At 31.1% G+C, this 22508-nt stretch carries 17 protein-coding genes; 12 read left to right on the top strand and 5 right to left on the bottom strand.

Annotated features, from left to right (window positions below):
• Positions 1-18: 18 nt before the first annotated feature.
• From ABXT64_RS08640 to ABXT64_RS08625, 4 genes are all read left to right on the top strand, one after another.
• Positions 19-603, top strand: coding sequence for a hypothetical protein (locus tag ABXT64_RS08640; protein ID WP_443632529.1), 585 nt, complete (start codon positions 19-21; stop codon positions 601-603).
• A gap of 292 nt (positions 604-895) precedes the next feature.
• The gene (locus ABXT64_RS08635) at positions 896-2518 is read left to right on the top strand and encodes a class I SAM-dependent methyltransferase (protein WP_443632528.1); all 1623 of its coding nucleotides are present in this window, start codon (positions 896-898) and stop codon (positions 2516-2518) included.
• Positions 2519-2520: 2 nt separating this feature from the next.
• Positions 2521-2946, top strand: a complete 426-nt coding sequence (locus ABXT64_RS08630; protein ID WP_443632527.1) for a VOC family protein — start codon at positions 2521-2523, stop codon at positions 2944-2946.
• A gap of 198 nt (positions 2947-3144) precedes the next feature.
• Positions 3145-4164, top strand: a complete 1020-nt coding sequence (locus ABXT64_RS08625) for an AI-2E family transporter (RefSeq protein WP_443632526.1) — start codon at positions 3145-3147, stop codon at positions 4162-4164.
• Here the strand turns inward: ABXT64_RS08625 and ABXT64_RS08620 are convergent.
• Together ABXT64_RS08620 and ffh are read right to left on the bottom strand one after the other, a co-directional pair.
• The gene (locus ABXT64_RS08620; RefSeq protein WP_443632525.1) at positions 4156-5034 is read right to left on the bottom strand and encodes a bifunctional 5,10-methylenetetrahydrofolate dehydrogenase/5,10-methenyltetrahydrofolate cyclohydrolase; all 879 of its coding nucleotides are present in this window, start codon (positions 5032-5034) and stop codon (positions 4156-4158) included. The two genes, ABXT64_RS08625 and ABXT64_RS08620, sit on opposite strands and share 9 nt — an antisense overlap.
• Positions 5035-5056: 22 nt before the next feature.
• Positions 5057-6385 carry a signal recognition particle protein gene (gene ffh, locus ABXT64_RS08615; protein WP_443632524.1) on the bottom strand — a complete coding sequence of 443 codons (1329 nt, stop codon included), beginning with the start codon at positions 6383-6385 and terminating at the stop codon, positions 5057-5059.
• Positions 6386-6589: 204 nt separating this feature from the next.
• Between ffh and ABXT64_RS08610 the strand changes: the two genes are divergently transcribed.
• On the top strand, positions 6590-7348 hold the full coding sequence (locus tag ABXT64_RS08610) for a DUF5995 family protein (RefSeq protein ID WP_443632523.1): 759 nt from the start codon (positions 6590-6592) through the stop codon (positions 7346-7348).
• 55 nt (positions 7349-7403) lie between these two features.
• On the opposite strand, the gene ABXT64_RS08605 is transcribed toward ABXT64_RS08610, so the two are convergent.
• A complete protein-coding gene (locus ABXT64_RS08605; protein WP_443632522.1) occupies positions 7404-8669 on the bottom strand; it encodes a DEAD/DEAH box helicase in 1266 nt (421 codons plus the stop codon).
• Between the two features lie 189 nt (positions 8670-8858).
• Between ABXT64_RS08605 and ABXT64_RS08600 the strand changes: the two genes are divergently transcribed.
• Together ABXT64_RS08600 and ABXT64_RS08595 are read left to right on the top strand one after the other, a co-directional pair.
• Positions 8859-9620, top strand: coding sequence for a hypothetical protein (locus ABXT64_RS08600; RefSeq protein ID WP_443632521.1), 762 nt, complete (start codon positions 8859-8861; stop codon positions 9618-9620).
• Positions 9621-9720: 100 nt separating this feature from the next.
• Positions 9721-11223, top strand: a complete 1503-nt coding sequence (locus ABXT64_RS08595) for a M28 family peptidase (RefSeq protein ID WP_443632520.1) — start codon at positions 9721-9723, stop codon at positions 11221-11223.
• A 792-nt stretch (positions 11224-12015) separates the two neighbouring features.
• Here ABXT64_RS08595 and ABXT64_RS08590 read toward each other — a convergent pair.
• Entirely contained in the window at positions 12016-13047 is a 1032-nt protein-coding gene (locus tag ABXT64_RS08590; RefSeq protein ID WP_443632519.1) for a hypothetical protein, read from the bottom strand.
• A gap of 103 nt (positions 13048-13150) precedes the next feature.
• On the opposite strand from ABXT64_RS08590, the gene ABXT64_RS08585 reads away from it, so the two are divergent.
• Genes ABXT64_RS08585 through ABXT64_RS08575 form a run of 3 tightly spaced genes read left to right on the top strand, consistent with a single transcriptional unit; the run spans position 13151 to position 17172 of the window.
• Positions 13151-13660 carry an RNA polymerase sigma factor gene (locus ABXT64_RS08585; RefSeq protein ID WP_443632518.1) on the top strand — a complete coding sequence of 170 codons (510 nt, stop codon included), beginning with the start codon at positions 13151-13153 and terminating at the stop codon, positions 13658-13660.
• Between the two features lie 55 nt (positions 13661-13715).
• Positions 13716-14633: a FecR family protein gene (locus ABXT64_RS08580; protein ID WP_443632517.1), complete on the top strand. Its 918-nt coding sequence runs from the start codon at positions 13716-13718 to the stop codon at positions 14631-14633.
• Positions 14614-17172, top strand: a complete 2559-nt coding sequence (locus tag ABXT64_RS08575) for a TonB-dependent receptor (protein ID WP_443632516.1) — start codon at positions 14614-14616, stop codon at positions 17170-17172. Before ABXT64_RS08580 ends, ABXT64_RS08575 begins: the two co-directional genes overlap by 20 nt.
• Here ABXT64_RS08575 and argS read toward each other — a convergent pair whose 3' ends face one another.
• Entirely contained in the window at positions 17173-18948 is a 1776-nt protein-coding gene (argS, locus tag ABXT64_RS08570; RefSeq protein WP_443632515.1) for an arginine--tRNA ligase, read from the bottom strand.
• A gap of 183 nt (positions 18949-19131) precedes the next feature.
• Here argS and ABXT64_RS08565 point away from each other — a divergent pair, with 183 nt between their 5' ends.
• Positions 19132-20766: a tetratricopeptide repeat protein gene (locus tag ABXT64_RS08565; protein ID WP_443632514.1), complete on the top strand. Its 1635-nt coding sequence runs from the start codon at positions 19132-19134 to the stop codon at positions 20764-20766.
• A gap of 97 nt (positions 20767-20863) precedes the next feature.
• Complete coding sequence (locus ABXT64_RS08560) at positions 20864-22345, top strand: T9SS type A sorting domain-containing protein (RefSeq protein WP_443632513.1); 1482 nt, start codon at positions 20864-20866, stop codon at positions 22343-22345.
• Positions 22346-22508 lie beyond the last annotated feature (163 nt).

Raw genomic sequence — 22508 nt, 5'->3', positions numbered from 1 at the left:
AATTAGTATATTGCACCCATGAAAAACACACTATTATTAGGAGTAATTATCTCCATTTTGTTTATACAATGTGGAAAAGAAACCGATCTATTTTTAATTCAAAAAGGTGCCGTTGGTAATCTTACTCACAAAAATGCAATGAAACAAATAGATTCTATTTTTTCAAACGATTCGATTGTGAAATTAAATCCAATAAAAAATGCAATTGGTACACAAGGCGATGTAGAAATTTATGAAAAAGGAGGTGCCAAATTAATGTTATTGTCACCAAACGATGAAAGTGACCCGGAATCTATGATTACAAATATTCAAATATTTGATAATCGTTATAAAACAATTAAAGGGCTGAATTCTGAAAGTACATTTAAAGTAGTAAAAGACAATTATATTATTGCAGACATTGAAACTACGATAAGTTCAGTTGTTGTTTTTCTTGAAGACAGTGAAATATATTTAACAATTGATAAAAAAGAGCTTCCTGAAGATTTACGTTACAATTCAAGCTTAAAAATTGAATCTTCTCAAATTCCAGACAAAGCAGTATTTAAATATTTTATGATTGGATGGGATTATGAAGATGAAGAAGTAGAATCACAAGAATAATATCTAATTAATTATAATATGAAAGCCTTCAGAAATGATGGCTTTTTTTATTTAAGGGAATTTAGTACTTTACGTATCAACTATTTTTTGATATGAAATATTCCTTTTTTGCGGATTATGTTTCATTAACTGTTGCATGTGATTGTGCTTCAGAAATAAAAATTATTGAAGACTATGCATACGATTACGGATATAGGAAACTATGTAATCGTTTCAAAAAAAGGTGATGATGACTGAAAGGCTTATCTTGACATTTGGAATAAATTATAATACTTAAATACTTTCATTAACTATGCTATCTAAAAAAGAAAAAGACGATTATAGAAATTTATTATTTAGACATTTAGACGGTATTGCAATTGCACCTGTCGCCTATTCATTAAATGAAAAAGGAGTCTTAGATTTTATAGTAAAAAATAGTCCTTGTGATATTGAAACGATTACAAACGAATTTAATGCAAACGAAGGTTATTTAAATGTTGGACTACGGTTATTGGCCTCTCAAGGTTGGCTGACACATGAAGTTGACAATAAAGAAAATAAGGTAACTATTACTACAAATGAAAAAAGCAGCTTCGCTTTTTCACAAATCGAAAAATATAAAGATGTCGTTCATTTTTTAAAAACTTCGGAAGAGTTTCACCCAAGAACAATGGAGTCTGGGCAGTTTAATATTATTAATAAGATATTTAATTTATATATAAAAGGTGCTTACAATCCTAGTTCATCTAACGACTTAGAACAGGCAATTCAATTACAAATAAAACAACATATTGAAGGTGTTTTGGTCGGTCCAATTTCAGTATTACTAGGTATGGATGGAATGTTTCATAAATATTTTATGGAAGCCTCTTTTAGTCCTGAAGAATATCATGAAGATCCAAAAAGTTTTAGTAAAATTTTAGACTTTTTAAGCTTTCTTGGTTGGTTCAGCAAAAAGAATGCAAATTATAAATTCACAAAGAAAGGAATGTTCTTTGCACAAAGATCTTCAGCTTATGGCGTTACTGTTTCTTACATTCCAACCTTTAGAAGAGTTGATGAACTTATGTTTGGAAATGCAAATATCCTAAGAAGTTCATTGCCAAACTCTGTTGAAATACATGTAGATAGAGAAATGAATGTTTGGGGAAGTGGTGGCGCACATTCTGCCTATTTTAAAAAAATAGATGAAATTATTATTAATCTATTTAATAAACCCATTGACGAACAACCTAAAGGAATTTTAGATATGGGCTGTGGAAATGGTGCTTTTATTATTCATCTTTTTGAAGTTATCGAACAGCGCACAATAAGAGGCCCCTTATTAGATGAATACCCTCTTTTTCTAGTAGGTGTAGACTATAATAAAGCAGCATTAAAAGTGACAAGAGCTAATTTAGTAAAGGCTGATATTTGGGCGAAAGTTATTTGGGGTGATATTGGAGATCCAAAAACCCTACAAGAAGATATAAAAACGAATTACGATATTAATTTAAGCGAATTATTGAATGTTAGAACATTCTTAGATCATAATCGTCCTTGGGCTGAACCAAAAAAATTAGATCCAGATAGAGTAAGTTCTTCCAAAGGTGCTTTTGCAAGTAAAGGCATACGTTTATCTAATTCGGAAGTAGAACAAAATTTAAAGGAGCATATAGAAAAATGGGAGCCTTTTATTGAAAATTTTGGTTTATTACTAATTGAATTACACACGATCAATCCTAAAATTGCAGCAAGAAACCTAGGTAAAACTGCTGTTACAGCTTATGATGCCACCCATGGGTTTTCAGATCAGTATATTGTTGAACTGGAAGTCTTTCAGAATGTTATCAAAGAGATAGGACTTGATTTGGTGGAACAACATTTTTCGAAGTTCCCAAATAATGAATTAGCTACGGTAAGTATTCATTATTTAAAAGGATTAAACAACTAGAAATGGAAAAAAAATTAGCACCTTTTCACTTAGCGATTCCAGTCAATAACCTTGAAGTGTCTAGGGAATTCTACAGAGACATTTTAGGATGTGAAGAAGGAAGAAGTAGTGATATTTGGGTAGATTTTAATTTTTTTGGTCATCAATTAGTAATTCATTATAAAGAAGAGATTAACAAAGAAGTTAAATCAAATCCCGTTGACGGAAAAGAGGTTCCTATTCCTCACTTTGGAGTTGTTTTATCCATGGATGAATTTATTCAATTATCTAAAAAATTAAAGAATAAAAACATTAACTTTATTATTGATCCATATATTCGTTTTCAAGGAGAAACAGGAGAACAAGCTACTATGTTTTTTTATGACCCTTCAGGTAATGCATTAGAATTTAAAGCTTTTAAAAATATAGATCAATTATTTGCCAACTAATATCAAACGAGTATATTAAAGATTTTATTACCTAATGGAATGATTAATAGCGAACAACCTGTCTGCGCTGAGTTTGTCGAAGTATGACCTATAAAAAACAATAAACATACACACATGAAACGAGCATATTAGGCTAATAGCAAACCTGCCTGCGGCAGGCAGACAACATCTGACAGTTAAAAATAATAATATAGACACATGAAATCAATTAGCTCTAATACAATAAAACAAGTGTTCATTCTTTTTCTCATTATCATGATGGGAATGCTCATTTTTAATGAACTACTCCCCTATTTATCTGGTGTTTTAGGAGCGATTACTATCTATGTTTTAATGCGTAAATGGATGGAAAAATTAGTAAATAAAGGATGGAATCCATCACTAGCAGCTAGTTTGTTAATGATTTTATCATTTGTTGGAATATTAATACCAATGGTTGGCGTAATATCTATGTTGGGTAATAAAATTGGAAATGCTGTACAGAACTCTGAAAAAGTATTTACTGCATTAAAAAATCAAATTAGCATTTGGGAAACACAATACGGCTATGACCTAAACTCACAAATAGATGTATCTGCTATATCTTCATGGATTACTGAAAAAATTCAGGGATTTGCCGGTAATACTTTCGATATTTTTATTTCGATTGCCATCATGTATTTTATGTTGTTTTATATGCTTACAAGCCATAAATTACAAAAAAACTCCTTACTTAACTATCTACCACTTTCTTCCGAAAATCTAAAAATTATCAGTAATGAGGTGAGTAAAATGGTGCGTTCAAATGCATTAGGCATTCCTTTAGTTGCAGTTGCTCAAGGAATTATTGCCCTTATTGGTTTTTTAATTTTTGGTGTTGAAGATCCCTTCTTTTGGTTTGCTATAGTAGCTGTAGGATCTATGATTCCTTTTGTAGGAACTTTAGTCGGAATTCTACCTGTTTTTATTATATCGCTTTCAACTGGGCAGAATTTTCAAGCATGGGGAATATTACTCTATGGAATTATCGTTGTGGGTTCTGCTGATAATATTATCAGACTATTTGTACTTAAGAAACTAGATAATGTACATCCATTAATTACACTTTTAGGGGTAATCATTGGGGTCCCTATTTTTGGATTTATAGGATTAATTTTCGGACCTCTATTAATAAGCTTGTTCTTTATTGTATTAAGAATTTATAATAAAGAATATGGAGAAAGTAAATCTTTAACTTAATTGTCTTTCTCTAGCAATCAACGTATTTTTCAATAGCATTGCAATAGTCATTGGACCTACTCCACCTGGCACAGGTGTGATAAAAGATGCTTTTTCACTTACTCCTTCAAATTCAACATCCCCTTTTATAGCATAACCACGAGGTTTTGATGCATCAGGCACACGGCTAATTCCAACATCAACAATCACTACACCTTCTTTTACCATATCAGCGGTAAGAAATTCTGGAACTCCTAAAGCAACAATGATGATGTCTGCTTGTTTGGTGATTTCTGAAAGGTTTTTAGTGTGACTATGTGTTAAAGTAACCGTACTATTTCCAGCAGGACCTTTTTGACTCATTAAAATACTCATAGGACGACCTACAATATGACTTCTACCAATTACTACGGTATGTTTTCCTTTGGTTTCTACTTGATAACGCTCTAACAATTGAAGTATTCCAAATGGAGTTGCTGGAATAAACGATTCCATATCTAAAGCCATTCTACCAAAGTTTTCTGGGTGAAACCCATCTACATCTTTTGAAGGATTTACAGCATTTAAAACGTTCTGCTCGTCAATTTGTTTAGGTAAGGGCAACTGAACAATAAAGCCATCAATCACTTTACTTTCGTTCAATTCTTTTATTTTCTGAAGTAACTCTTCTTCTGAAGTAGTATCTGGCATTTGAATTAATGTAGATTCAAATCCTACACGTTCACAAGCTCTTACTTTACTTCCAACATAGGTTAAACTAGCTCCGTCTACTCCAACTAATACTGCTGCTAAATGTGGAACGCGTTCTCCTTGATCCTTCATTTTTTGGACCTCAACAGCAATTTCATCTTTTATTACATTTGAAGTTTTTTTTCCGTCGAGAAGTACCATGCGTTTGTTTTTAAGTCCTTAGTTATTTTATTTTATTCATTGCTTGCATCATCTTTCGACCACCACCACCTTGCATCATTTTCATCATTTTACTCATTTGATTGAATTGCTTCAGTAACTGATTTACTTCTTGTACTGAAGAACCACTTCCTTTACCAATTCTTTTCTTTCGACTTGCATTAATTAATTCGGGCTTTGTTCTTTCTTCAGGAGTCATAGAATGAATAATTGCCTCAATACCTTTAAAGGCATCATCATCAATATCAACACCTTTCATTGCTTTTCCAGCACCAGGAATCATTCCGATAAGGTCTTTCATATTACCCATCTTCTTTACTTGCTGAATTTGCTTCAAGAAATCATCGAATCCGAACTGATTTTTTGCAATTTTCTTCTGAAGTCTTCTAGCTTCTTCTTCATCAAATTGTTCTTGCGCTCTTTCAACTAAAGAAACCACATCTCCCATTCCTAAAATTCTATCGGCCATACGAGAAGGATGAAATACATCAATCGCTTCCATTTTCTCTCCTGTACCAATAAATTTAATAGGTTTATTTACAACACTTTTAATTGAGATTGCTGCACCACCACGTGTATCACCATCTAATTTTGTTAAAACAACTCCATCAAAATTAAGGCGGTCATTAAATGTTTTTGCTGTATTTACAGCATCTTGACCTGTCATTGAATCTACCACAAATAATGTTTCATGTGGATTCACTGCCTTGTGAATATTTTCAATTTCTGTCATCATCGCTTCATCAACAGCCAAACGTCCAGCTGTATCAACAATTACTACATTATGCCCATTCTCTTTTGCATATGTAACTGCATTCTGTGCAATCTCAACTGGGTTTTTATTTTCTTCATCACTAAATACTTCAACTCCAATTTGATCTCCAACAACATGCAATTGATTAATAGCTGCAGGACGATAAACATCACAAGCTACTAAAAGAGGTTTTTTAGATTTTTTAGTTTTTAAAAAATTAGCAAGTTTTCCAGAAAATGTCGTTTTACCAGAACCCTGTAAACCAGACATTAAAATCACAGTTGGAGAGCCTCCAAGGTTTATCCCTTCAGTTTCTCCTCCCATTAACTCAGTTAATTCGTCTTTTACCAATTTAACCATTAATTGGCCTGGCTGTAAAGAAGTAAGAACATTTTGCCCTAAAGCTTTTGTTTTTACTCTATCTGAAAATTCTTTAGCAATTTTAAAGTTAACATCGGCATCTAATAGAGCTCTACGAACTTCCTTAAGAGTTTCAGCAACATTAACTTCTGTAATACTACCATGCCCTTTTAATACATGTAAGGCTTTATCTAATTTTTCACTTAAATTATTGAACATAATTTTTAATCTATTTTTTAAAGATTTCTTATAGGAAATGCAAGCTGCAAATATAACAATTGCCAAGATAGTTACAAAGAGGGTTTCTATGAAAGATTATCATAAATGTTATAAAATAATCGACATGATATTACGTGAATATACTTAGAACATATATTCTTATTATTTTGTAATTTATTAAACTTCAACGTTAAGAGAAAAACAATGAGTTTAACTAATGTTACAACCATAGAACAAATCATCGATCGTTTAGATGACATTATAGAATACTCTGAACTTAATAATTCAACCTTTGGATATTTCGCAGTGTTATATCAAAAAGTAACTATGAAAGTGAAGGAGGGTGTAGAAAATCATTTTTTTGATAATAACGAAAGAATGGAAGAGCTCGATGTCATTTTTGCTAAACGATATTTAGAAGCCTACTACAAATATCAAGAACAAATAAAAGTAAGTGCTTCTTGGGAAAAAGCTTTTAGCATCAACTCAGATTATTGGCCCATTGTATTACAGCATTTATTAATAGGAATGAATGCCCACATTAACCTCGACTTAGGAATCGCTGCTGCTGAAGTATCAAAAAATCATCCCATTGAAGATTTAAAAAATGATTTTAATAAAATCAATGAAATTTTATCCTCTTTAGTCAATGAAGTGCAAAACGATTTGGCCAAAATATGGCCTACCTTAAAGTATATTCTTCAGAAAACTAAAAAAGTTGATGATTTTTTAGTTGATTTCAGCATGGAATTAGCTAGAGATGGTGCTTGGAAATTTGCTACAACACTTGCAAATCAACCCTCTTCTGAACTAGAACATCTAATTTCTAAAAGAGATCAAGATGTTGCCGATAAAGCAAATATCATCACAAATCCTGGGTTTATTGCAAATGTTATTCTCTACACTATAAGAATTGGGGAACGAGGAACTGTTGTTAAAAAAACAACTAATTTAAAGGGGTGATTTTTTTTGAAATAATTTATATTAGAATAATTTGATAGAATACAACATCTTAAAATTATCTCCTACCACCTCTTCTATTGTTCCCTCCAGATTTATTGTTTCTTCCAGTGTTTGGTTTTCTTTGTGATCTTCCTCTATTTTGATTTGCTTTATTTTCTTCTTTTTTATCTAAAACCTCTTTTAAGGTTTCTGTAGGTTCAAACCCTTCTAAAATTTCACTTTGTAATTTCTGATTTAATAACTTCTCAATAGCTCTTACATATTCATTCTCATCTACACTTACTAAAGAAATGGCTTCTCCACTCGCTCCTGCTCTACCTGTTCTTCCAATTCTATGCACATAATCTTCTGGAATATTAGGTAATTCATAATTGACTACATGAGGCAATAAAGGGATATCTAAACCACGTGCTGCAATATCTGTAGCAACGAGCACACGTATATTACCAGCTTTGAAACCAGCTAATGCTTTTGTTCTAGCCCCCTGACTTTTATTACCATGTATTGCAGCAGAACTAATATTTGCTTGGTCTAATTTCTGACTTAATCTATTAGCTCCATGCTTCGTTCTTGTAAAAATTAGAACTTGACTCCAATTTCCTTCTGTAATTAGCTTTATAACTAAACTTGTTTTTTTTCCTTTATCTAATCGATATACTATTTGATTTACTTTCTCTGCAGTTGTGTTTTCGGGAGTTGCTTCAACTAGAACTGGGTTGTGTAAAAATGACCCTGCTAAGTTTTTTATCTCTTTTGAAAAAGTTGCAGAAAACAATAAGTTTTGACGCCTAGTAGGCAATAATGAAAGAATTTTTCTAATATCTCTTAAAAACCCCATGTCCAACATTCTATCAGCTTCATCTAAAACTAATATTTCAACTTTTGAAAGAGATAATTCATTCTGATTGTGTAAATCTAACAACCTCCCAGGGGTAGCTACAAGTACATCTACTCCTTGGCGTAGCGTTCTAATTTGAGGCTTAGCATTCACTCCACCAAAAATTACTGTAGAACGAATATCAACAAACTCACTATAAGTTTTCACATCCTCATACACTTGCGCAGCTAACTCACGTGTAGGAGTTAAAATTAAACACCTAACAGGTCTTTTTCTATATTGTTGACCCATTGATAACAATTGCAGCATAGGCAATGTAAAACCAGCGGTTTTTCCAGTACCTGTTTGTGCTGAAGCCAAAATATCTTTTTTCTCTAGTATTTTTGGAATTGCTTTTTCTTGTATTGGAGTAGGTGTTTCGTACCCTTTTTTTTGAAGAGCCTTTAGAAGTAATTCTGAAAGACCTAATGATTTAAATGACATATATAATTTTTGAAATGACTCTTAATTTAAATGCCATTTATTTTAAAAGCGTAAAGGTAAAACTAATTTACTTAGGGAATGCCTTCTAATGAATTGCAAATAATTTCTTATCTTTAAGACGAAGTCAACAACTGTTTTCATGATTTATACTGTTTTATAAATCATAATTTTAATTTAAACCAACCTATTATGAAGAAGCTAAAAATTATCTTAATTTTTATAGGAATATTATTTTTTTCATTCAATCAAATGATCGCACAAGAAGCAAGTAAATCACAAGCTTTTTGGGTACATGAGGATCCAATATTTCCGCCTATGGCAGCAGATTATGAAGGGTATTGCACCGATTTAGCTGTAAACTGTAAAAAGTATAATATTAAAGATGCTAGTTGGTTTACCATTTCAACAGATGACCTTAAATATTTTCATATTTCTCCTATTAAAAACATGGCAGATTTAGATAAAAACAGATTCTTCGATTTAAGACAGAAAATGGGAAATGATGAATTTAATAAACTATTTGAAGGGTTTGATAATTGTTATGATACCCATAGCGATTATATAATTCATTTAGACAATGAATTATCGTACATGCCACAAGGAACTTCTAAAGGTCAAGACTTCAGAAAACTTGAGTTTTGGTATGTTACGCCTCAAAACTTCGATAAAGTAATAAGTATAGCTAAATCTTTTAAAGAGCTTTACAGCAAAAAGAACTCTAAAGAACAATATAATCTTTACCGAAGCGGATTTGGATCTTCAGGTGATTTTGTATTAGTAGAAATTACTGCTGAAAGCCCAGAAGCTTATGAACGAACTCGGAAAGAAAACAAAGAGTTACTTGGCGAAGAACGTAATGTTATATACAATGAACTTTTAGGTCTTATTACTAAAGTAGAAACCTTAACAGGATATTTGAGAATGGACTTATCGTACATTCCAGAAAATTAATTTTATTTACTATCAATTAATGCTAAAGAAAAGTATTAAACACGATTAATATTGTGTTTTCCGTCAATACTTATCTTTAGCATTTTAATTATATATTTTTATGAAAAACACCTATATTATTATCGTTGCTCTTTTGTCTTTTACAATTTCAATTTCTCAAACTGAAAAAGAAAAGGTTCAAGGAACAATAACTAAAGGAAATATTGAAGGGCATATTTACTTTTTAGCAGATGACCTTTTAAAAGGAAGAGAAACTGGTACGCAAGAAAATAAAATTGCAGCATCTTATTTAGCTAATTCTTTCAGAAGATATGGTGTTAAACCTAACCCTAAAACAGGAACCTATTACCAAGAGGTAAAACTGAAACGCGTATCTCCTCCAGCTGAAGTCAATATAGAAATTAATGGTCAAGAAATCAATGACTATGCTTTTGTGTCCCCATCTCCAGCAAATATAGATAGTGATGCTGTATATTTAAATTATGGCCTTGAAGACGATTATAAAGGAAAAGACCTCAAAGGAAAAATCATTATCATTAAATCGGGTAGTCCTGAAGCAAAAGATACAAGAGCTGCTTTTGGCTTACGTGGAAAAAAGCAAGAATTAGCTCAAGCAAATGGGGTTACAGCTATTTTAGAACTCTTAAATGTAGATGAGAGTATTTGGGGTTTTATTGATCATAATTTTAACGGCTCAAAATTAATGCCTGCTGAAAACGAAGAAGATGAAAACGACAAAAGCTATGATGAGCAAACGGCTCATGTATGGATTTTAGATAAAGACAACAAAATGATCGATGCTCTAAGTGCCTCAAAAAGTATAAGCTCTAAAGTTTCTATTAGCGAAAAGAAAGAAGAAATTGTGATGTCTCAAAACGTTATAGGAATTGTTGAAGGCACTGACCCTCAACTTAAAAAGGAATTCATTATTTACTCTGCACATTATGACCATGTTGGTATTGGTGCTCCTGATGAAACTGGCGATACAATTTATAATGGCGCAAGAGATAATGCCATAGGAACAACTACTGTATTAAGTATGGCTGAAAATTTAGCTAAATACCCCACGAAGCGATCGGCATTATTTATATTATTTACAGGGGAAGAAAAAGGGTTATTAGGTAGTGAATTCTATGTTGCAAATCCAGTGTTACCTCTTAATCAAATGGTGTATTGTTTTAATAGTGATAATGGAGGCTACAATGATATTACTTTAACAACTATCATTGGTTTAGAAAGAACAACAGCAGCAGAAGACATTAAAAGTGCATCAAAGGTATTTGGACTTACAGCTATAGATGATCCAGCTCCAGAACAGGGGTTATTTGACAGAAGTGATAATGTGCATTTTGCTAAAAAAGGAATTCCTTCCCCTACTTTTTCTTTAGGTTTTTCAGCTTTTAATGGTGATGTTACAAAATATTACCACCGTCCAGGCGATGAAGCAGATAATTTAGATTATGATTATTTAGTGAAATTTTTCAGTGCTTATGTTTTAGCTGGAAGAAACATAGCTAACAACCCAATTACTCCATTTTGGACTCCTGGAGATAAATATGAAAAAGATGGAAATAAATTATATAACAAGATGATTAAAAAATAACACCCTAAGAATAGTTTTCGCCATATTTACTTATATGATTCCTTTCACTCAATTAAAAAACAAAAATGAATTACACTTACGTTGATCAAAATAATAATCAGTATTATAAATATTGATTACCATCCAGTAAAAGCTTCTGAAAGCTCCTCTGGTGTCTATGATGGTGGAGAAGAAAAAGGCGTCTCTTTCTGAAGAAAACTATGACGCTATCGTTGAATTAGCAGAGCAATTTCTTTCAAATAAAAGCAATAAAGATATAAGGAGAGAAATATTAACCTCTATTCTAAAGATGAATACGATAACAAAAGAAGTATTATTTTAAGGAGATCAGAGAACCGAACAAAACTTGAAAAATTATTAAAAGGAGCTTTAAAAAAATAAAAGCCAAAACGAAATCGAAATGGCTTTAATGGGAGCAAAAAAAGTTTAAAAATATTTGGTGTTGTTGGTTTAATAGAGAACTATTAAACCAACTACTCACCAAATTCACTTACAATTTAATTTCTTTTTCATAGATTAAATATTTTATAAGTGCATTAAACTGATGTTTTAAAGAAAATATTAACCAAAACATTAATTTTTAAATTTCATAAAATGAATTATTACCATATTACTAACACCAGTATTCTTTCAATAAATAAATGAACATATTATATAATACCCAAGGAAATTTTGGCGGCGGTAGTTTTGTAATTTCATAACCATCCATTACAAAACTTACCACCAAAATCAATCACAAACAACTTTCTTTTTCATAGATAAGTATACTTTATTCCTTGGGGTTTTTATTATTTAACATCCTGTAGGGATGTGATCAATCGTTAATAAATCAATATCTCCTAAACTTCCAGGCTTTTCTAAACCTAAAGTTTCTGAGCTTGCACTATTCACAAACCATTTATCATTAATATTATTAAATGGAGCTTCATTATCAAAAACAAATTCTACATAAATAGCGTCATCTTCATACCCTATTTTCCAAGTTCCATTGATTGACACATTTCCATTTGTTGCAATCATTGAACCGTCTACATTAAAATCTATATAGTACTCACAAAAATTTTGTGTGCTATTAATTTCTTGGAAATTAAAACTAACATACCAAACATCATCCACAAGATAATTTGTTAATGTAATGGGGTCTACTTCTTGCTCAACACAATCGTTAATTAATGATTGCAACATAATACCATCTACAACATTTACAACTTCATTAGATTGAGTGGTTACTGATACTGGGAATTGTATAGAAATATAATCTTCTTCATTCATATTCGATAAATAAAAATAAAATTCATTATCATTATTTATGTTATAACTATTCGATATTTCAGTAATACTGTCGTAAACAAATAAAGTCAATGGATAATTTAGGTCAATACAATCAATTCCAATATTAATATCATTACAACCCAAAATATTTGCATCCAACTCTTGCGCATTATTTACATATAACTCTGAATAATCTGAATGAATAATTGTGATAGGAAAAATAATTTCAATATCACCAAAATTAGCATCTGTTTCTTCAATTAAATTAGCTACTTCAACATAATCTGCTTGACTTAAAACATTGAGATGTATAGAATCAACATATATTTCAAAAGGGAAAGCAATTGAGAAACAATCGTAACCATCAATAAAATTATCAACACTACCATCATTCATTACAATTGAACTTATTAAAAGAACAAGTTGAGAATTTAACTGATGTGTGTTTTCAGGAATTATTTCAATAACTTCTAAACTTTCCTTCTGACAGGAAGTTAAAAGCAATCCTATTGCTAGGATTAAAGAGAAAAATAATTGTTTTTGTAATTTCATATTAGTAATACCTGATTTTGATAGTAAAACAGTTTAAATAAAAAAAACCCTACCCTCTAAATATCTTTATTTTTTAAATATCTTTGAATACTAATTATTAATCATGCACCAACCTGATAACGTTTGTGAAGAAAGCGTTTATAATAAAATGTATAATGAATATGCTTCTGCTATATGGAGGTTTATATATTTTAAATGTGGTAATTCTGCTCAGGCTGATGATCTAGTCCAAGATGCTTTCATTAAATTATTTCAGAATTGTGCTAAAGTTTCACCTGAAAAAGCTAAATCTTATTTATATACCGTAGCCAATAATGCTTTTTTAAATGAAATAGCTCATTCGAAAGTTGTATTAAAACATCAAAATCAAACTACATCGAATACAAATAAAGAAACACCGCAATTTTTATTGGAAGAAAAAGAATTCAGTGAAAAATTACAAAGAGCTATCGCTGATTTAACTGAATCGCAACGCACTGCCTTTTTAATGAATAGAATTGATGGTAAAAAGTACAAAGAAATTGCTGTGATTTTAAACATTTCAGTAAAAGCGGTAGAAAAGCGTATTGGTAAAGCTTTAGCTTCATTAAGAAAAAATATAGAAAATATTTAAATTATAGTAGGGTAAAAACTAAGTTATCTGTTATATAACTGTTGAATAAAAAGTAATGAACAAAGATATTCTATTAGCTAAATGGCTAAATAATGATATTTCAATTAAAGAGCTAGAAGAGCTTAAAGCTTCTCCAGCCTATACTTCGTATATGAAAATTGCCGAAGTAACGACTCAATTTACTACTCCAGATTTTGATTCAGAGTCTAATTTTGAAGCAATTTCAAATAGACTTAAGAATGAAAAAGAAGTAAAAGTTGTTAAACTAAATCCATACGCTAATTTCTTAAAAATAGCTGCAGTCTTTGCGGTTGTTTTTGCAAGTTATTTATATGTAGATTCGTTAGGTACTACCTTTGAAACTCAAGTTGCTGAAAAAGAAACATTTTTTCTGCCTGACCACTCAGAGGTTGTATTAAATGCTAATTCTGAAATTAACTTTAATGAAAAGAATTGGAGTAATTATAGAGTACTAAGTTTAAAAGGAGAAGCTTATTTTAAAGTTTCAAAAGGAAGCAAATTTAGTGTAAATACTAACAATGGTGTTGTTGAAGTATTAGGAACACAGTTTAATGTTTACAATCGTGAAAATTCATTTTATATTAATTGTTTTGAAGGCCTTGTAAGTGTATCTTATAATGATACTATTATAGAATTACCTGCTGGTCATCAACTTAAAGTTGAAGAGGGTCAATTTATTTCACATTCAAATATTAATAGCGATTCTCCAGCTTGGACAACGAATGAAAGTAATTTTGAAAACGTTACCTTAGCTTTAGTTTTAAAGGAAATTGAAAGCCAATATCCAGTAAAAATAACCACTAAGAACATTAATATCAATAAGCGTTTTTCAGGAACTTTAACACATAACAATCTCAATTTAGCATTGAAATCAATTTGTGATCCATTGAATCTTGCTTTTACAATTAATGGAAAAGAAGATGTAATTCTCTATGCAAAAGGCAGTAAGTAATAGTTTATTATTATTCTTTCTACTTATATTCTCTTGTCCAACTATCCTTGGTCAAAGTACTTCTGAAAAAAAATCACTTATATCAATTCTTAAGCATTTAGAAAAAAAACACGATATACGTTTTTCATATGCAACTAATGAAATTGATGATATCCATATTCTTACTCCTAATGAAAATTTTAAATTAGAAGAAAGTTTAAAGTATTTAAGCAATAAAACATCTTTCAATTATATAAAAATAAACAAACGATATATCACCGTTCAAAACAAAAAAAATACAGTACTAAAATGTGGGAAAATATTCGATTCAAATACAAATTTAGCTCTTGAAGCTGCCGAAGTTACCTTTTCAAATTCTTCCAAAACTACCTTTACAAATAAAGAAGGCCTATTTTATTTTCCTTCAAATCAATATTCAGGATTAATTATAATTAGTTTTTTAGGATATCAAGATGTTATTATAAATAGCAAAGAATTTAAGAACGATTGTGTACCAATTTTCATTTTTGAAGAAGCATCACTCTTAGAGCAAGTATTCATTAAACTATTTTTCACTAAAGGGATTCAAAAAAACTTGGATGGTTCATTCAAATTAAACACAAATAATATAGGCTTAGTTCCGGGGCAAACTGAAAATGATGTTTTTCAAATTATTCAAGCTTTACCTGGTATTGAAAGTATTGATGAATCTATCTCAAACATAAACATTCGTGGAGGGACACAAGATGAAAATCTTATTTTATGGGACGGTATCAAAATGTATCAAAATGGACATTTTTTTGGATTAATTTCTGCTTTTAATCCCGATCTAACTAAAGATGTAAGGGTATATAAAAATGGTACCCATGCTCGTTTTGGAGAAAGTGTTTCTGGAATAGTTGATATGAAATCTGACAATACAATAGCGAATGAAATTAAAGGTGGAATTGGCGTTAATTTAATAAATGCAAGTGCATTTTTAAGTATTCCTGTAACTAAAAATCTTGGACTTCAAGTCTCAGGAAGAAGCTCTATTAATAACATTATAGAAACTGGAGTATATAACTCTTACTCCAACAAAATTTTTCAGGATACAGAAATTTTAAGTTTATTAAACGAAGCATCTACCTTGTCTGTTTCTGCTGATGAAGATTTTAGTTTTTACGATTTGAGCGCTAAGGTTTTATGGGATTTTTCAGAAAAAGATAAAGTAAGGGTGAATTTTCTAAACATTGACAATTCATTAGATTTTATAGAGACCCTTAATGAAACATCACAATCCAAAACTAGTAATTTAAATCAGCAAAGTATCGCAAGTGGTGTTTCTTGGGAACATTTATGGACCGATAAAATCACTACAAACTTATTAGGGTATAGCTCATATTATTTATTAAACTCTCTAAACCAAGATATCTTTACGGAACAAACACAAATGCAAGAAAACAAAGTGTTAGAAACGGGTATTAAATTAGATGCCAGTATCGCTTTTTCTGATAAATTTAATTTACAAACTGGGTATCATTTATCTGAAGTTGGAATTGAAAACACACAAGACATAAATATTCCAGGTTTTTCTAGTAGAGAAAAAGAAGTATTACAAACCCATGTTTTATATGGTAATTCAACCTATAAACCCTTTTCAGACAATACCATCATTAATGCCGGCTTACGTATTAATTATTATTCAAGTTTTGATAAAATAATCCCAGAACCTAGGCTAAGCATTCATCAAAAACTTGGCAATGGTTTTGCTGTTGAGACCTTAGGAGAATTTAAAAGTCAAACAACTACCCAAAGAATTGATTTTCAAAGTGATTTTTTAGGCGTAGTTAAACGTCGATGGACACTTTCAAACAATAAGGATATACCTATCATTAGAAGCAAGCAAGCTTCGCTTGGGTTTGTTTACAATAAAAATAATTGGCTCATTAATTTAGAAGGGTTTTTAAAAAAAGTAAAAGGGATTACCACTTCAAATCAAGGGTTTCAAAATCAGTTTCAATTTGAAAAATCTATTGGAAATTATAGTGTTAAAGGAGTTGAATTTGTACTAAACAAGAAAAGTGAATCATTGAGCACATGGTTCAGTTACACCTATTTAAAAAACGATTATGATTTTGCTGAGTTAACTCCTTCAAAATTTCCAAACAATCTAGATATAAAGCATTCAGCGACGCTAGCTAGTTCTTATCAAATAAATAGGTTTAAAGTTGCTTTAGGGATTAACTGGCATCATGGCAAACCATTTACTACGCCTAATGAGGACAATGAAATTATAAATATAAACGGAGAAAATAGCATTAATTATAATGAACCAAATAGTGATAATTTACCCGATTATTTTCGCATCAATATTTCAGCAGAATATCTATGGAGTCTTTCTAGTAAAATTGATTTAAAATTAAATGCAGCTTTACTAAATGTTTTAGATCGAACAAACTCTATTAATATTCGGCATGCTCTTAATAGTAATGATATTGGTGAAACCAGAATAAGTCAGGTAGAAGAAGTATCCTTAGGTTTTAGCCCTAATGTTTCACTACAATTTCTATTCAATTAATTACATACGTTCCGGAACTTGTATTCCAAGAACCGAAAAAGCTGTTTTTATAACTTGCCCAACTGAACGAGACAAACTAATTCTAAAACTTTTAACCTTAGGATCATCAACTCCCATTACAATCGAAACGTTTTGATAAAATGAATTAAACGCTTTCACCAATTCATAGGTGTAATTTGCTATTAATGCTGGATTGTAATTAGCTGCAGCCTGTTGCATTATCTCCGGAAATAATTGTAATTGTTTTAATAGTTCTTTTTCTTTTTCGTGAAGCTCTAACCCTTCATATGAAGATTCTGTAGTATTTCCAGCTTTTCTTAATATAGATTGAATTCTAGCATAGGTATATTGAATGAATGGACCTGTATTACCTTGAAAATCTACACTTTCTTCTGGGTTGAAAAGGATTCGTTTTTTTGGATCTACTTTTAAGATGTAATACTTTAAAGCACCTAACCCTATCATATGATAAAGTGCGGTCATTTCTTCTTCTGAAAAACTATCGATTTTACCTAATTCTTCACTTATTTTACGTGCTGTACTTGCCATTTCAGCTATTAAATCATCTGCATCCACAACAGTTCCTTCTCTACTTTTCATTTTACCAGAAGGTAAATCGACCATCCCATAACTTAAATGAAATAAGTTTTGAGCCCAATCGAATCCTAATTTTTTCAGAATTAAAAACAATACCTGAAAGTGATATTCTTGTTCATTTCCAACGGTATAAATCATTCCTCCAACATCAGGATAATCTTTAGAGCGTTGAATCGCTGTACCAATATCTTGCGTCATATATACCGCAGTACCATCACTACGTTGTACAATTTTTTCATCTAAACCATCTTCCGTTAAATCGCACCAAATAGAACCATCATCCTTTTTGTAAAATACATTTTTAGAAAGTCCTTCTTTAATAACTTCTTTTCCTAGTAAATAGGTATTACTCTCATAATACAATTTATCAAAATCAACTCCAATGGCTTTATAAGTAACATCAAATCCTTTATAGACCCAACTGTTCATTTTCTCCCAAAGCCCAACAACTTCTGTATCTCCAGCTTCCCATTTACGAAGCATTTCTTGCGCTTCAAGTAATAAAGGAGCTTGTACTTTTGCTTCGTCTTCAGATAATCCTTCTGCTATTAATTGTGCTATTTCTTTTTTATACTCTTGATCAAACCTTACATAGTAGTTACCTACCAACTTATCACCTTTTAATCCTACTGATTCTGGCGTTTCCCCATCTCCATATTTTTTCCAAGCCAGCATACTCTTACAAATATGGATTCCTCGATCATTTATGATTTGAGTTTTATATACATTTTTCCCTGAAGCTTTTAATATTTCAGCAACAGAATAACCTAATAATACATTACGAACATGTCCAAGATGTAATGGTTTGTTTGTGTTTGGTGATGAATACTCCACCATGAAAGCTCCTTCTTTATGCGCTGCTTTTCCAAAATCTGAAAAATCTGAGACCCCTTTAAAAAAGTTTAAAAAGTAAGCGTCACTTAAAACCAAGTTTAAAAAACCTTTCACCACATTAAAACGTAGAACTTCTTCAACATTCTCAACTAAATAAGCACCAATTGCTTCCCCAATTTGTACAGGATTTCCTTTTACTACGCGTAACATTGGAAAAACAACAATAGTAATATCTCCTTCAAACTCTTTCCTAGTTGCTTGAAATTCTACTGTTTCTAAATCTGCTTGGTAAAGTTGATTTACTGCCTTTTTAATTTGTAATTCGAGTGTTTCTTGAAGCGACATGTTTTAATTTTAAGATAACAAAGATAGCAGAAAATCGTTTTGTTTTATCCTCAATATACAATCTGTTAGATAATTAATTACTTTTTTAAATCTTATAATAGTTGCAATATTTAGTAGTTTTGTGTTTTTGATAAAACAAATGCTTTAATTACCTTAATTTTAATAAGTTTTACACCCAAAAAAATGGAATGTTCTAAATTCAAAAACTTAAAAAAAGGTTTATTTTTTCTATTGTTATTTATTATTAACATTGGCACTTCTCAAACTAATGGAGATTCTTTAACAAACACCTGGAAAGATGAAAAAAAATCTGACTCTATTAGATTCAATGCTTTAGAAGAATATTACGAAATTAATAATCAAATAAAACCAGATTCTACACTGGCAGCTCTTGATTATCACTATGAATTAGCAAATGAAAAAAACGCAACGTTACAACTGTATCGTGCAACTAAAAGAAAGGGAAATATACATAGACTAAAAGGAAACTATGATATTGCTATGGAAGCTTACACCGAAGCTGAAAACTTAGCTAAACGACTAAATGATCCAATTTTACAAGCTAAAATAATGGGTAATATGGGAAATATTTTTGTTTACAGACAAAATTATAAACAAGCAACAGAACATTTTTCCAAGGCATTAAAGCTATACCAAGAATTAAATAACTCGGATGGAGAAGCCCATATGTTAACTAGCTTAGGGAGTGTTTTCCTAACCATTAACAATTATGATATAGCATTAGAATATTATGAAAAAGCGCTTTCTATTTTAAATAAAAGAGGATTTGAAGATAGAAGTACTGCTATCATATTTATTAACATGGGCTGGACTAATTTTGAAAAGGGACTTTACCTAGATGCTAAGACCGATTATGAAAAAGGCCTAAAAATACTTCAAGTAAAAAACGAAAAATTTTTTATTGCTGATTGTTATGCTGTGCTTGCTAGCATACACCTTAAAATAAATCAACTGGAAAAAGCGAATGACTATGCTAATAAAAACCTAGCCCTAAATAAAGAACTTGATATAAAAAGTGGAATTATTAATGCTGAAATTACTATTGCGAAAATTTATTTTGAAACAGATGTAGATGAAGCATTAAAGAGAGGGGAGTCAATATTAGTAAATCTTCCTTCAGACACCTTTAAAGAATTTAACAGAGATTTATATGAGCTCCTATATAAGTGTTACAAATCTCAAAGCAAGTTTGATTTATCACTTAATATGTATGAAAAATACACTGTTTACAGGGATAGTGTTCAACAAGAAAAAAATAATTTTGCTGTAGTAAGTGAAGCGGTGAAAAATGATTTTGAACTTAAAGTTTATGAAAATAAACTTGAAAATGAAAAAGAAAAAGCAGCACTCAAAGTCTCACAACTTAAAAGAACGTTTTTTATACTAATAACTTCTTCCCTATTAATTTTTTGTATCGTATTCTATTTTAGATCTAAAATCAAAAAAAACCAAGCAAAACGAGAATTACTATTAAATGAAATAGAGAAGCTTAAAAACAATGCAAATAAGGGATTAATAGTAGATTCTAATAAGTTTGAATTGAATAAAGAAAAAATTGAGCATGCTATTAACAGAAAATTAAATGAAACCGACTGGAAGGTACTCAATCTTTTATTAGAAAATCCCGTAATTACCAATAAAGAAATCGCTGAGAAAGTTTTTATGAGTGTGGATGGAATTGGTTCTTCGCTTCGCAGGATGTATGAGTATTTCAATATTAAAGAATCTAAATACAAAAAGATTTCATTGTTGTTAGAAGGAATTAAAATTTCAAATAATTCAAGTACGGCTACTTAAATTTCATAATTATCATTGTTTTTATCGGTTTTCACACTCAGGCGTGAATTCTATTTTGGTAAATTTTCTCATTTTTGCAGCTAATAAAAAAAATGTTATGAAAAAAATTATTTTATCAATCGCAATACTAACATTGGGATTAACAGGCTATAGTCAAGTACAAATAGGTAATGACATAGATGGAGAAAATACAGATGACTTTTCGGGTCATACAGTAGCTACCTCCGCAAATGGTAACATCGTAGCTATTGGTGCTATTGAAAATGATGATGGCGGTAATAGATCTGGTCATGTAAGAGTATATGAAAATGTAGACGGTACGTGGACAAAAATAGGCGAAGATATTGCCGGAGAGGCCCCAGACGATCGGTCAGGATGGTCATTGGCACTATCTGCAGATGGTAGTATCGTTGCCATTGGTTCTGATTTGAATAATTCCTGGAGGGGTCAAGTGGAGATATATGAAAATATATCTGGTACGTGGACACAAATAGGTGAAGATATTGAAGGGGAAAATTTTCAAGATTTATCAGCTACTAGTATATCATTATCAAACGATGGCAGTATAATAGCTATAGGAGCGCCGCGTGGCGATGGAAATAGTGAGAATACTGGATATGTTAAAGTTTTTGAAAATGTAGGTGGGGCTTGGATACAAATAGGTCAAGATATTGAAGGAGACCAGGAACAAGGGCAACTAGGTAATTCAGTAGCACTAAATGGGGAGGGAAATATAGTAGCCATAGGAGCCTCGCAAAATGATGAGAATGGCACAAATACAGGTGAGGTTAAAATATATGAAAATATAGGTGGGACATGGACACAGTTGGGTGGAGATATTAATGGTGAGACGGAATTTGAGAGTTCAGGTTTTAGAGTTGCATTGTCTGAAGTTGGAAATATAGTGGCAATAAGTGCATTGGGCGACAATGCTAATGGACAAGATTCGGGACAGGTACGAATTTTTGAAAATATAGGAGGCGTCTGGACACAAATAGGTGAAGATATAAATGGGGAAGCGAGTGAAGATTATTCTGGCTGGTCGATAGCGCTGTCCGCAAGCGGAAACGTTATTGCTATAGGCGGTGTATGGAATGATGGCAATGGCAATAATTCGGGCCATGTTAGAATTTTTCAAAATTTAGGTGGAGTTTGGACACAAATGGGCGAAGATATTAACGGAGAGGCTGCTTATGATGAATCAGGCTATTCGGTAGATATTTCGGCTGATGGAAGTATTGTGGCTATTGGCGGCAAATCTAATGATGGTAATGGTAACTTTTCAGGTCACGTAAGGGTTTTCGACCTATCCACTGTTCTATCAATTCCTACAATTGATTTAGCATCAACCATAAGTTTATATCCAAACCCTTCAAATGATTTTATAAATATAAGTTTAAATAAAGATCAGCTTTTAAAAATAGAACTTTATAATATGACCGGTAGTCTTCTTTTTGAAACAGATTTAAATTCTAATATTTACGCTTTAAATATTTCCAATTACCCATCTGGAACTTATATATTAAGAGTTTCTAATCAAAATAATGACACCATAAATACAAAGATTATAAAAGAATAACGACTGCTTACTAGATAGTAAAACAACAGCGGTTTGGGTTCGAGGGTTTACTCAAGCCGTTTTGTATTTGATTAAGAGTGTTTCTTTTATTTATTAAGTATGTTTTAATCCGCTATTGCTTATATACTAAATCTTGCGGGCTATTAATATAAAATTAAATGAA

Origin of the sequence: Candidatus Marifrigoribacter sp. Uisw_064 (assembly GCF_047730175.1) — a bacterium.
Lineage (GTDB): Bacteria > Bacteroidota > Bacteroidia > Flavobacteriales > Flavobacteriaceae > Marifrigoribacter.
The sequence above is the reverse complement of the archived record's forward strand: the minus strand, read 5'-3'. Positions and strand labels throughout refer to the sequence as shown.

Excerpts from the sequence above, each read along its gene's own strand:
- ABXT64_RS08640 (WP_443632529.1), top strand. The coding sequence starts at position 19 with ATGAAAAACACACTATTATTAGGAGTAATTATCTCCATTTTGTTTATA.
- ABXT64_RS08565 (WP_443632514.1), top strand. The coding sequence starts at position 19,132 with ATGGAATGTTCTAAATTCAAAAACTTAAAAAAAGGTTTATTTTTTCTA.
- ABXT64_RS08630 (WP_443632527.1), top strand. The coding sequence starts at position 2,521 with ATGGAAAAAAAATTAGCACCTTTTCACTTAGCGATTCCAGTCAATAAC.
- ABXT64_RS08560 (WP_443632513.1), top strand. The coding sequence starts at position 20,864 with ATGAAAAAAATTATTTTATCAATCGCAATACTAACATTGGGATTAACA.
- ABXT64_RS08585 (WP_443632518.1), top strand. The coding sequence starts at position 13,151 with ATGCACCAACCTGATAACGTTTGTGAAGAAAGCGTTTATAATAAAATG.
- argS (WP_443632515.1), bottom strand. The coding sequence starts at position 18,948 with ATGTCGCTTCAAGAAACACTCGAATTACAAATTAAAAAGGCAGTAAAT.
- ABXT64_RS08635 (WP_443632528.1), top strand. The coding sequence starts at position 896 with ATGCTATCTAAAAAAGAAAAAGACGATTATAGAAATTTATTATTTAGA.
- ABXT64_RS08620 (WP_443632525.1), bottom strand. The coding sequence starts at position 5,034 with ATGGTACTTCTCGACGGAAAAAAAACTTCAAATGTAATAAAAGATGAA.
- ABXT64_RS08580 (WP_443632517.1), top strand. The coding sequence starts at position 13,716 with ATGAACAAAGATATTCTATTAGCTAAATGGCTAAATAATGATATTTCA.
- ABXT64_RS08600 (WP_443632521.1), top strand. The coding sequence starts at position 8,859 with ATGAAGAAGCTAAAAATTATCTTAATTTTTATAGGAATATTATTTTTT.
- ABXT64_RS08590 (WP_443632519.1), bottom strand. The coding sequence starts at position 13,047 with ATGAAATTACAAAAACAATTATTTTTCTCTTTAATCCTAGCAATAGGA.
- ffh (WP_443632524.1), bottom strand. The coding sequence starts at position 6,385 with ATGTTCAATAATTTAAGTGAAAAATTAGATAAAGCCTTACATGTATTA.
- ABXT64_RS08595 (WP_443632520.1), top strand. The coding sequence starts at position 9,721 with ATGAAAAACACCTATATTATTATCGTTGCTCTTTTGTCTTTTACAATT.
- ABXT64_RS08575 (WP_443632516.1), top strand. The coding sequence starts at position 14,614 with ATGCAAAAGGCAGTAAGTAATAGTTTATTATTATTCTTTCTACTTATA.
- ABXT64_RS08610 (WP_443632523.1), top strand. The coding sequence starts at position 6,590 with ATGAGTTTAACTAATGTTACAACCATAGAACAAATCATCGATCGTTTA.
- ABXT64_RS08605 (WP_443632522.1), bottom strand. The coding sequence starts at position 8,669 with ATGTCATTTAAATCATTAGGTCTTTCAGAATTACTTCTAAAGGCTCTT.
- ABXT64_RS08625 (WP_443632526.1), top strand. The coding sequence starts at position 3,145 with ATGAAATCAATTAGCTCTAATACAATAAAACAAGTGTTCATTCTTTTT.